The organism is Chitiniphilus shinanonensis DSM 23277, assembly GCF_000374805.1.
Taxonomy (GTDB): Bacteria; Pseudomonadota; Gammaproteobacteria; order Burkholderiales; family Chitinibacteraceae; genus Chitiniphilus; species Chitiniphilus shinanonensis.
Genome location: NZ_KB895351.1, coordinates 77663 through 89186, shown reverse-complemented (window position 1 = coordinate 89186; position 11524 = coordinate 77663). Strand labels below are relative to the sequence as shown.

5 protein-coding genes and 1 pseudogene are annotated in these 11524 nt (G+C 67.6%); 1 reads left to right on the top strand and 5 read right to left on the bottom strand.

Features of this window, described 5'->3' with window-relative positions; translation table 11 throughout:
- From C556_RS0115585 to C556_RS0115575, 3 genes and pseudogenes are all read right to left on the bottom strand, one after another.
- Window positions 1-397: pseudogene (locus C556_RS0115585) on the bottom strand (hypothetical protein); the annotation flags it as partial.
- Window positions 398-551: 154 nt separating this feature from the next.
- Window positions 552-1409, bottom strand: coding sequence for a carbohydrate-binding protein (locus tag C556_RS0115580; RefSeq protein WP_018749182.1), 858 nt, complete (start codon window positions 1407-1409; stop codon window positions 552-554).
- A gap of 465 nt (window positions 1410-1874) precedes the next feature.
- Complete coding sequence (locus tag C556_RS0115575; protein WP_026263142.1) at window positions 1875-2792, bottom strand: LysR family transcriptional regulator; 918 nt, start codon at window positions 2790-2792, stop codon at window positions 1875-1877.
- Between the two features lie 112 nt (window positions 2793-2904).
- On the opposite strand from C556_RS0115575, the gene C556_RS0115570 reads away from it, so the two are divergent.
- On the top strand, window positions 2905-3603 hold the full coding sequence (locus C556_RS0115570; RefSeq protein WP_018749180.1) for a pirin family protein: 699 nt from the start codon (window positions 2905-2907) through the stop codon (window positions 3601-3603).
- A 150-nt stretch (window positions 3604-3753) separates the two neighbouring features.
- On the opposite strand, the gene pbpC is transcribed toward C556_RS0115570, so the two are convergent.
- Both pbpC and C556_RS0115560 read right to left on the bottom strand, forming a co-directional pair.
- Window positions 3754-6123, bottom strand: coding sequence for a penicillin-binding protein 1C (gene pbpC, locus C556_RS0115565; RefSeq protein ID WP_018749179.1), 2370 nt, complete (start codon window positions 6121-6123; stop codon window positions 3754-3756).
- A 164-nt stretch (window positions 6124-6287) separates the two neighbouring features.
- Window positions 6288-11411: an alpha-2-macroglobulin family protein gene (locus tag C556_RS0115560; RefSeq protein WP_018749178.1), complete on the bottom strand. Its 5124-nt coding sequence runs from the start codon at window positions 11409-11411 to the stop codon at window positions 6288-6290.
- Window positions 11412-11524 lie beyond the last annotated feature (113 nt).

Sequence of the window (11524 nt, the reverse complement as noted above, 5' to 3'; positions counted from 1 at the left end):
AAGCGCCGCTGTCGGTCAGCAGGGTGTACATGCGGTTGGCGAACAGGTTGCCCTGCGAATGCGGCACCAGCAGCACCTTTTCCGCCTTGGCGCTGGCGCTGCGGATATCGCGCAGGATTTCGCTTTCCTCGTCCAGCGTCAGCTGCGCCAACGCGGCCTGCTCGGCCTTGGCCTGGTAATAGCGGATCGCGCCTTCGGCGATGCGCTGGTCCATGCCTTCGGGCGCGTTGCCGTAAAGCAGCGCTTCGGCGATCTTCTCGGGCGCGGTATCGGGGTCTTGCTGGCTGAGCTGGTAAAAGGTCTGGGCGATATCGGCGAAGAAGCCGTGGGTTTGGTTGTAGGCGAGGTCGGTGGGGACGGGGTGGCCGAGATTTTCTTCCAAAGCATCTTGAAGCATTTCTTTGCTTCTCCTTGCATCGTCCCTTAATGTTGTAATGCCATTTATATGGACCAGGACCGGAATTTGATCGCACTGGCTCAAACCTGCCCAAGCATTGGTCGCCAAAATAAATAGAATTGCAGTGACTGTTCTGATTTTCATTTTCTTATCCTTAGTCGCATTGATAACGAATCGGAGAGCGGAACATCATGCCGCCGATCAATTCGTCGCCTTTCCTATAAGCAGCCATGCGCTCAGGGGTATTGGAATGCAAAGCATCAAGCTTCTTCCAATACTTCAACCGCCATTCATAATCTTCAATAGAACTGCTGAATGTTTCGCTAAAACATTTGGATGGCAGTGTTCCTTGATTGAACAAGGCCCTCGCCTTTTCTCGATCATTCCCACTCGCCGTCAATATCTCTTGCTGCGTAATCCGCGCCATCTCCATCGCGTATTTGAACCGCGCCGGATGTTTCCCCACCTCCTGCGCCAGAAAGCGCTGCACGTCATCGCGCACGCCGTCGTGATCGGCGTCGATGCCCGCCAGCGTTTTGCGTCCGGCCGCGCCGGGGTCGGGGGGGACTTTGATGCCGTTGATGGTGTCGGTATTGCCCGGCGGCACGGGGGTGACGGCGTCGCATTGCGCGATCTGCTGCCACAGCGCCGGCACGCGCGGCGGTTGCCATTCGGTGCCGGCGTGCGCGGTGTGCGCCTGGCGGGCGCGGTAGTAGTCGCCCTCGTAACGGATCTGGTCGCCCAGTTGGTAGCTGTAGCCCGACTGCCACGGCGAACAGCGTTGCACCGGGCCGTGGTGCAGTTGCCACAGCGCTGGGGTGGAGGCGGGATTCCAGTTGGCCCCCTTTTGCGCGGTGTGCGATTGCAGCGCGCGGTAGGTCTGGCCCTGGTATTGCACGGCGACGCCGATCAGGTAGCCGTCGCCTTCGCGCCATTCGGGCAGGGGCGGGGCGGCGAATGCGGGGACAAGCAAGGTGGTGGTGAGCAGTGTGGCGAGAAAGGGCCTGCGCATCGGGCGATCTCCTGGGGCGATGCCAAGGCATCGCGAACGTGGGCGGACGTATTCCCAGTGGTGCCGCTGCCCTGTGGCCGGGCAGTCGGAGGCAGCGCCGACTATACCCGTGCTTTTTTACACACCTCAACAGATTTTTATAAAGTTCAATCCATAATTCTTACAAATCGAATTTTCGTGGCCTATCCGCGGGTACGGCTTGCCGCAGTCGCCGCCTGCCCTACCGTAAGCGGGAACACGCGGCCGGATCGCTATGGGAATACGGGCCAACCACACGTCAAACGGCCCAGTGCAACGATCCAGACCACCTTGGGGACAATGCCGACATGGCAGGACACTCAACCGCTGGCGGCGAATGGGGGCGAACGGGGCGCAATGGCCAGGTGAAATGGCGCCGACAAATCGTCAGCATCAAGACAGCAAATCCGATTTTCCTATCGCGGCATCGCCCCAGCGAGGAATCCGTCAGCTCCGGTACTGCGCCAGCCACTCGCCGATGGCGCGGTCTTCGGAGAGGCGGTTGATCCACCATTTGTGCGCGCGGCCCAGGCCGCTGGTACGCCACGCGGCGTACAGCACGGCAGGTTCCTTGTGCTCTTCCACCGCCAGCGCCACCAGGCTGCCGGCCTCGATATAGGGCATGGCGAGGCAACGCGGCAGGTAGCCGCAGCCCAGCCCGGCGATCTGGGCGGACAGCTTGGCCTGGATGTCGGGCACGGTGAAGATCTCCTGGCCGCCCAGGATGCCGACGGTGCGCGGCAGCAGCGTGCGCGATGTGTCGGCCATCGCCACCACGCGGTGTTGCTGGATCTCGTTGGCGGAGATCGGCTGCGGCACCTGCGCCAGCGGGTGGCCGGGCGCCACGGCGAACACGAAATCCACCTCGCCCAGCGCGCGGGTGGCGTAACCGCCGCCGTGCGGGCCTTCGCCGGATACGCCCACCGCCAGATCGGCGCGATGGTCGAGCAGCGCATCCCACATGCCGGCCAGCACTTCGCGCGAGAAACGCAGCCGGGTGCCGGACGCCAGCAGGTCGAAGTCGCGCACGATGGGGTGCAGCAGCTCCATCGGCAGCAGGCCGTCCAGCGCCACGTTCAGCTCGGTCTCCCAGCCGGTGGCCACGCGCCGCACCCGGCATTCCAGGTCGCCCGCCGCGCGCAGCAGGTGGCGGCCTTCGTCCAGCAGCGTCTGCCCGGCCTCGGTCAGCTTGGCGCGATGGCCGCTGCGGTCGAACAACTGCACGCCCAGCTCGTCCTCCAGCTTCTTGACCATGTAGGTCACGGCGGACGGCACGCGGTGCACTTCGTCGGCGGCGGCGGCGAAGCTGCCCTTGCGCACGATGGCGTCCAGGATTTCCAGCGCTTCCAGGTTCAGCCTGAGCATGTCGATGACCTTCAACCGATTTGAACGAGTAATTGCAAACTGTTCGCTATCAATGGCAAATACCAAGGAATATCATTGCTTTACAGATAGCAAACAACAGAAGGAGATTATGATGCGTTACCTGCGCAAAGCCAACGACCGCGGTTATGCCGACCATGGCTGGTTGCAATCGCGGCACAGCTTTTCCTTTGCGGACTACCACGATCCCAACCACATGCAGTTCGGCGCGCTGCGGGTGATCAACGAGGACCGGGTGCAGTCGGGCATGGGCTTCGGCACGCATTCGCACCGCGACATGGAGATCATCAGCTATGTGCTGTCCGGGCAATTGCAGCACCGCGACAGCATGGGCAACACCTCGGTGATCGGGCCGGGCAATGTGCAGCGCATGAGTGCGGGGACCGGCGTGACGCACTCCGAGTTCAACCCGTCGAACAGCGAGCCGGTGCACTTCCTGCAGATCTGGATCATCCCCGAGGCACGCGGCCTGACGCCGTCCTACGAGGAAAAAGTGTTCGACGAGGCCGAAAAGCGCGGCCGGCTGCGGCTGGTGGCCAGCCCGGACGGCGTCGACGGCTCGGTGCGGCTGCACCAGGATGCGCGGCTCTACATCGGCCTGTTCGACGGCGACGAGCACGTGCAGTACGCGATGCAGCCGGGACGCGGCGTCTACCTGCACGTGGCGCGCGGCGAAGTCGAGGTCGATGGCCAGCGCCTGCAAGCCGGCGACGCGCTGATGGTCGAGGAAGAAGCCAGCCTGGAACTGCGCGGCGGCAAGAACGCAGAGGTGTTGCTGTTCGATCTGGCATAAGGGCGGATGCCTGCGGGGTAAACCCCCAATCTTGAGACACGGAGCTCACGGAGAACACAGAGAGCACAGAGAAAACCTTCCGATAGATTGGTTGAGGTTTTCTCCGTGTCCTCTGTGTTCTCCGTGGACTCTGTGATCCAAGATTTGGACTTAGGGTTTCACGGGTTTCACCCCTTCCCCACCAGCCTCGATCCCCGTCACCACCACTTCCACCCGGTCGAAGCGTCCGCCGCCGTCCAGTGCGGTCAGGCGGACGCGGCCGTTGTGCTTGAACTCCAGTCGCAGCGGCCGCCCCGGTGCGCTGTCGCCGGCCAGTTCGCCGTCGCGCAACCAGTAGACGGTGCCGGAGGCCCCCAGCGTCGCCACGTCCACCGTGGCGCTCTGCCGGCCCGCCGCCGGGCGCAGCACGCTGCCTGGATCGACGCCGACGATACGCAACACGGTGCCGCCGCCGGCCGGCGCGCAGCCGGACGCCCAGCGCGGCGGGGCGTGGCGCGCCCGTACCGCTGGATCGAGCCACGGCTCCAGCCACAGCGGCCAGCGCGCGATGCGCTGCGGCACGGCGCTCGCCAGGCAGGTTGGCGTCACGCGCAGGCCGGTTTTCGGGTCCAGCCAGAGCGTTTCCACCAGCCCGCCGGAACGGGCGCGGTCCGGCAGGGTCGGCGGCGCGGTGCCGTTCAACAGCCACGCGCTGCGCTTCTCGTGGCAGAACGCCGGCGGCGTGTCGGCGGCCAGTTGCCCCAGCGGCCAGCAGATCGCCGCCGCCGCGACGCTGGCCGGGCGCGCGGTGCGGCGCGCGCCCGGCACCGCGGGCAACGCCGCGGCGATGTCCTTGAGCAAGGGCGCGGCGACGTTGGCGCCGAAGAAGCCGGGGTTGGGCGTGCCGTCGGGGCGGCCGACCCATACGCCGATGGTGTAGCCGTCGGTGACGCCCAGCGCCCAGGCATCGCGGAAGCCGAAGCTGGTGCCGGTCTTCCACGCCAGTTGCAGCGGGCCGGACTGGAACGGCCGGTCCGGCCGGCCGCCGCTTTCCAGGATGTCGCGCACGATCCAGGCGGCGCCGGGGCTCATCAGCCGCGCTTCGCGGCGCGGTGCGTCCGGATCGAGGCGCGGCACCCCGGCGACGCCGCCAGCCGCCAGCGCGCGATAGCCGCCGACCAGTTCCTCCAGCGTGGTGCCGCCGCCGCCGAGGATCAGGCTGAGATTGGCCTGCGCGCCGCGCGGCATGCGCAGCTTGACGCCGCCCTTGGCCAGCTGCGTGGCAAACGCCTGCGGCCCGACGTGGTCGAGCAGATCCACCGCCGGCACGTTGAGCGAGCGTTGCAGCGCGTCCGCCACGCTGACCGGGCCGCTGAACGCCGCCTGGAAATTGCCCGGCTGATAGCCGCCGAACGACTGCGGCGCGTCGGTGAGCAGGCTTTCCGAATGCACCAGGCCCTGGTCCAGCGCCATGGCGTAGAGGAAGGGCTTGAGGGTGGAGCCGGGCGAGCGGATGCCGCGCACCATGTCCACATGGGCGAAGCGCTTGTTGTCGTCGAAATCCGCCGAGCCGGCGTAGCCGCGCACCGCCAGGGTGGTGTTCTCCATCACCAGCACCGCCATCGACACCTTGGGCGGCAACTGGCCCAGCCGATCCAGCAGCATGCGCTCGACCGTGGCCTGGATGTCGGCGTCCAGGGTGCTGGCGACGATGCGCCGCTGGCCGGGCTGGCGCGCATCGCGTCGCGCCGCCTGCCGCAGCCGCTCGGCCGCCAGCGGCGCCAGCCATTCGCCGCGCGGCGGCTGGGCGATCACCCGCTCGATCTTGGCGTCGGCCACCGTCTCGGCGGGCCACACGTCGTAATCGGCCAGCCGGTCCAGCACCTTGTCGCGGGCGCGCAGCGCGCGCTCGGGCGCGCGATCCGGGCGCAGCCGCGACGGCGCCTGCGGCAGCGCGGCCAGCAAGGCGGCCTCGCCGTGGCTCAGCTCGCGCGCCGGCTTGCCCAGGTAGGCGCGGCTGGCCATCTCGACGCCTTCGACGATGCCGCCCATGGGTGCGTGGTTGAGGTACAGCGCCAGGATCTCGCGCTTGGACAGATGCCATTCGAGCTGGAATGCGCGCAGCACCTGCCGCGCCTTGCCGAACAGCGTGCGCGGCGGCGGCTCCAGGATGCGCGCCACCTGCATGGTCAGGGTGGAGCCGCCAGAGACGATGTGCCCGCTGCTGATCCATTGCCACGCCGCGCGCGCCATCGCCGCCGGGTTGACCCCGGCATGGCGGTAGAACCAGCGATCCTCGTAGGTGAGCAGCGCCTGCACGTACAGCGGCGACACCTCCTCCTGCGTCACCGGGTAGCGCCACACCCCGCTGCTGGATGGGTAGTTGCGCAGCGGCCGGCCATGCCGATCGACCACCACCAGCCCCGCCTCGTCGCGCGGCAACGGCAGCGGGAACAACCAGTCGAGCGCCAGCGCCAGCAGGCACGCCGCCAGCAACAGGCCCAGCGGCCAGCGCAGCCAGGTTAGCTTTTTGGGATGCATGGATGGAAACCCTACACCTTGAACCACAGAGGGCACAGAGAACACGGAGGCCCACAGAGAACCCCAAAGAAACAACTCATTCCGGGGTTCTCTGTGAAACTCTGTGTTCTTCGTGCCCTCTGTGGTTCAAGACTTGGGGTTCAGTCCCCCTCGACCCAGCCCCGTCATTTGCGCGGATCGACCACAGTGATCGGGGTGCCGGCGGCGCCGATGCCCACCAGCTGCGGCCGGTACATGTCTTCGGCGTAGCTGGGCGGCACGACGTATTTGCCGGGGGTGACCACGCGCAGCAGGTAGAACAGTTGCAACCTACCGTTATCGAGACGCGCGGCGGCCACGTAGCGGTCGTCGCGGAACTCGGTGTGCTTGATGCGGTTGTCCTCCAGCGCGGCGCGGATCGGCTGGCCTTCCACCTGCAGGCTGTCCAGGCGTTCGCCGTCGGACAGGTTGAGGTTTTCGATCTCCAGCCCGGCCGGCACGCGGTCGACGATCAGGCCGTCCTCGATGCGCTGGCGCGTGGTGACGTTCAGCCGTGCGATCAGGGTTTCGCCCACCTTCAGCGGCCGGTTGTCGTAGGGGCGGCCGTCGGCGAAGAACCAGCGCCGTTCCAGCTGGATCTGGTCGGACTGCGGCTTGGGGATCTCGCGCGGGTAGCCGCTGGCCTCGATCTCGGCGAACAGCACGCCGCTGCTCTTGTTGGTCAGCTTCACGCCCTTGGCCAGCTGCGCGGCGTCCAGCGACACGATCTCGCTGCGCTTGCTGGCCACGCCGCGGGTGCTGTCGCCCACCGCGAGCACGGCGTTCCATTCGGCGTCGGTCTGGCTGCCCGCGGCGCGCGCGGCCAGCAGCAGCGCCAGCCGTTCCTGGGTCGAGTAATAGTAGGAACGGCGGCTCTTCAGCGAATCGGCCAGTTCGAACAGGATGTTCTCGCGCTGCGGATGCTTGATGTCGTGGCGCACCAGCAGGGCGTAGGCCATGGCGCGGTCGCGGGTGTTGCTGCCGTAGTCGCCCAGCCATTCGCCCCACCACCAGTCGTTGAGGTTCGGCGTGATGCCGTACGGGCGCTTCATCGCCAGGTCGAAGGCGCCCTTGGCGCGCTTGTCGTCGCCCATCAGCTTGAGCGCCAGCCCCAGGTGCACCAGCGGCAGCGGCGAGCGGGCGCGGCCGGCGAACTTGTCGTACAGCACGCGCAGGGTGGCCAGCGGCGCCTTCTGGTCGCGCGCCAGCATGTAGCCCTGGTGCGCGGCGGCGGCGAAGCGCTGGTGGTCGATGCGCAGTTGCTCGTACTCGTTGCCGATCAGGGCGCCGGTGACCTCGCCGTTGTCGTTCAGCTTGTCGGCCAGTGCCTTGCCGTAGGTGGGGAAGTCGGCCGGAGCACGCTGGAACTGGGTCAGCATCCAATCCTGGGTGCGCTTGTACAGCACGTCCGGCACGTTGAAGCCGGCCTCGCGCGCGTCCATGAAGAAGCCGGCCACGTACGGCGACAGCCAGTATTCATACGGCCCGTTGCCCCACAGCGAGTAGCCGCCGTCGCTCTTCTGCATGCCGGCGATGCGGGCGATGGCGCCTTCGACGAAGCGCGCGCGTTCCTCGCGGGTGCGCGGGGTCAGGCCGTATTCCTTGGCCGCCGCTTCATCGATGAACAGGTGCGGGTACGCCGCGCTGGTGGTCTGCTCCAGGCAGCCGTAGGGATAGTCGAGCAGGCCCTTGACCAGCGAGCGCACGTTGAGCGGCGGCTTGTTCGACAGCGTGACCGAGACGTTGGCCGAATCGGCGAAGTAGCGCGCGATCAGGTCGCCCGCCACCGCCTGCTCGGCGCCAGGCTCCAGCTTCACCCGCAGCACGTTGCGCTCCAGCGGCGCCGCCGGCTGCACCTGCAACGCGGCGTCGCGCTTGATCAGCAACGGCTTGCCGGCCAGGGTACCGGCGACGCTGAAGTCCAGCCGCGCCAGGCCGTAGGCGTCGGTGGCCTCGGCGGTGTAACGCAGGGTGCGGCGCTCCTTGTCCTTGAGGGTGACTTTCTGCTCGCCCTCGCGGATGCGCACCGGCTTGCCGGCGGCCAGCTTGACGGTGAAGGTCTGCGCGGCGCCGGTCAGGTTGGTCACGTCCAGCGCCACGGTGGCTTCGTCGCCCGGCGAGATGAAGCGCGGCGTCGCCAGTTCGGCCACCACCGGCGCGGCCACGGTCACCTCGGCCTCGGCGTTGCCGTAGCGCTCGGCGCTGGCGGCCACCGCCATCAGGCGCAGCGTGCCGTTGAAGTCGGGGATGTTGAGCGGGATGGTGGCCTCGCCCTTGGCGTCCAGCCGCACCGGGCCGCTGAACAGGTCGACCAGCTTCACCTTCTTGGGGCGATCCTGGCTGTCGCGCATGCCGCTGTCGCCACCCCATTTGAGCTTGCCGGTGTTGCCTTCCATCTTCTCGATCAGCTTGCCGTAGATGTCGGCCAGGTCCTGGCTGTAGCGGTGCTTGCCGAACAGGAAGTCGAACGGGTCGGGCGTCTTGAAGCGGGTGATGTTGAGGATGCCCACGTCCACCGCCGACAGCGTGACGAAGGCGTTGTCACCGGTGGCGCCGTCCACCTTGATCTTCACCGGCACGCGGGTTTCCGGGCGTGCCTGTTGCGGCGCGGTCAGCGCCACCTTGAACTTGCGGTCGGCCGACGCCAGCGGCAGGTAGGCCAGGCCCAGCGCGCGCGCCGGGGTGACGCGGTCGCCCTCGCTGCCGGGGCGGAACGCCACCACCGAGATATAGAGGTCGTGGCGCTTCCAGTCCTTGCTCACCGGGATGTCGATCCTGGTGCCCTTGGCCGACACCGACACGCGCTTCTGCCACAACACCTTGTCGCCCTCGACCAGCACCAGCGCTTCGCCGTCGTGCGGCGGCAGGATGGTCAGCGCCACGTCGTCGCCCGGCTTGGCCGGCACGCCTTCGAGCTTGAGGTTGACGCGATCCGGGCGGTTGCCCATCGCCTCGGCGTCCTGCGCGCCCCAGCCGGCGTAGAAGCGGTAGCGGGCGACCAGCTTGGTTTCGGGATCTTCGACTTCCAGGCGATAGCGGCCCCACTCCACCGGCAGCGCCAGCGAGGCGCGGCCCTTGAGCGCCAGCTCGCCGCTGTAGACCGGCTCGTCGATCTCGGTGTAACCGGAATGCCAGCCGCGCTGGTCGTCGTAGCGCCAGTAGAACTCGCGGTTCTCCAGCACCAGCCGCACCTTGGCCTGGGCCAGCGGCGCGCTGGCGCCGCTGTGGGTCACGCGCACGATCTCGAACGCGGCCTTGTCGCCTTCGCGCGCCACGTCGCGGTCGAACAGCGGGCGGATGCCGATCATCTTGGCGGCGGGCCAGACGGTGCGTTCGACGGAGCGCACCACCGGGCGCCCGCCGGATTCCAGCAGGCTGAAGGTGGCGCGCGCCAGCATCGGCGACCTGGCGCCGTCCAGCTCCAGCGGCACGGTGACATTGGCGCGACCGGCGTCGTCCAGCGCGGCTTCTTCCAGCTCGCGGCGCTGGGTGCGGCTATCGTCGGCGAAGTCACCGAATAGGAAGCCGGGCCATTGCTTGGCCAGCGGATAGCGCTGGCGCTCGGTGTAGACGCTGCCGAGCAGGCGGTTGCCGGAGGCCGGCGAGCCGAACAGGTAGTTGCCCTTGACGGTGACGTCGAACTCCTCGCCCAGCGTCAGCGCGGCCGGGCCGGCGTCCAGGTCCAGCTTCATGCGCTCGGGCAGGAATTCCTCGACCTGCACCTTCATCACGCTGTCGGCGTCCTTGGCGGCCGGGTCGGCGCGCAGCTCCAGCAGCCAGGTGCCGGTCTGGGCGTCGGCGGGCAGGCTGAGCTGGCGCTGGTAGTAGCCGGGCAGCTTGGGATCGGCCTGCCAGGTGGCGCTTTGCACGGTCTGGCCGTCCGGGCGCTTGAGTGTGGCGGTGATCGGCAGCGCCGGCAGCGGACGGCCGTCGGTGTTGCGCGCGATCACCGAGACGAAGAACTTCTCGCCGGGGCGGTACAGATCGCGGCCGCTGTAGGCGAACAGCTTGGTGTTGCGCGGCAGGTAACCGCCGATGTCGTACTCGGACAGATCGAGCCCCGGCTCGAACAGCGCCACGGTGGCGAGTTCCTTGTCCTTGCGCGCCACCAGTGCGCGGGCGGTGTCCGGCACGTCGGCCAGCACCGCGTGGCCTTCGCCGTCGCCGTCGGCGCGCGACAGCACCTTGCCGTACTGGTCGAGCAGTTCGAACGACACGCCGGACAACGCCTTGCCGCGCTTGAGCGAGGTGGCGAAGGCGTCGATCTGCTTCTGCCCGCGATGCACGTGCAGGCCGATGTCGGTCACGTAGAAGTACGTCACCTGGTATTCGTAGGAGAAGCGGCCGGGCTGGCTCATCACCGCCACGTAGATGCCGGGTTCCTTCAGTTCCTTGATGTCCTCGACCGGCAGGAACGACACGTTGCGGCGGTTCTTGCGCGCATCGGTCTCGAAGCGGCCCAGGTAGACGCTCTGGGTGATGCGCTTGAGGTTCTGCAAGGTCCAGCCGCTGACCGCGCCGGACAAGGTGAGCCGGTTGCTGTCGTAGCCGTACTCGTCGCCCTCCTCCTCGTCGTCCGGCGCGGGTTCGGTGCGGCGTTGCGCCACCACCTGCTCCAGGAAGCGCGGCAGGTGTTGCGGCGAGACGCGCAGGAACTGCACGTCCACTTCGGGGGTGTTGACGGTGACCACCGGCAGGCCGCCGTTCTGCGCGGCGGGCAGCACCACGCCACGGCTGGCGAAGTAGAACGCGGGCGGCATGGTCTCCAGCGCGACGTCGCACTGCTGGCGCTCGTCGATGCGGGTGTTGTCCTCGGCCAGCACGCCGGGGGCGAGGTCGATACGGTAGCGGCGCTTGGCGGTGGTGACGAAGTAGGCGAGCTGGGCGCCGTCGTCCAGCTCCCAGCGGCCGTCCACCTTCTTCGGCTGCTCGGCGGCGGCCGAGGCGTCGCTGGCCTTGCCCTCGGGCATCACGCCGACATCGGTCACGGTGAACAGCTTGTTCAGATCCTGCTTGCGCGACAGCGGGCGGTTGAAACTGACGGTCAGCGCCGGGGCGTCGTCCCAGTAACCGGACTTGCAGCCCAGCAGCGCGAATTCGCCCGGCTCCGCCGGGCGCTGCGCCTCGGTGGCGTCGGACGTTGCGCCACCGTCGGCGCCGCGATGCCCCCACCACCAGCCGCCGCCGATCGCCGCGGCCAGTATCGCTGCCGCCGCCACGCCGATCCCCACCTTGCGCGCGTTGCCGCGCTGCGCGAGCCACTGTTTCATCTTGTTCTCCGCCCCCGGCGACTGCCGGACCGCCCTGAAAAAGGAAAAGCATCACCGATGCTCATTGATTTGTAAATCAACAGAAAGGCAAACCCAGGTGATTGCGAGGCGGC

Bases quoted from the DNA above. Each gene is read 5' to 3' on its own strand.
- C556_RS0115575 (WP_026263142.1), bottom strand. From the start codon at position 2,792: ATGCTCAGGCTGAACCTGGAAGCGCTGGAAATCCTGGACGCCATCGTG.
- C556_RS0115560 (WP_018749178.1), bottom strand. From the start codon at position 11,411: ATGAAACAGTGGCTCGCGCAGCGCGGCAACGCGCGCAAGGTGGGGATC.
- C556_RS0115570 (WP_018749180.1), top strand. From the start codon at position 2,905: ATGCGTTACCTGCGCAAAGCCAACGACCGCGGTTATGCCGACCATGGC.
- C556_RS0115580 (WP_018749182.1), bottom strand. From the start codon at position 1,409: ATGCGCAGGCCCTTTCTCGCCACACTGCTCACCACCACCTTGCTTGTC.
- pbpC (WP_018749179.1), bottom strand. From the start codon at position 6,123: ATGCATCCCAAAAAGCTAACCTGGCTGCGCTGGCCGCTGGGCCTGTTG.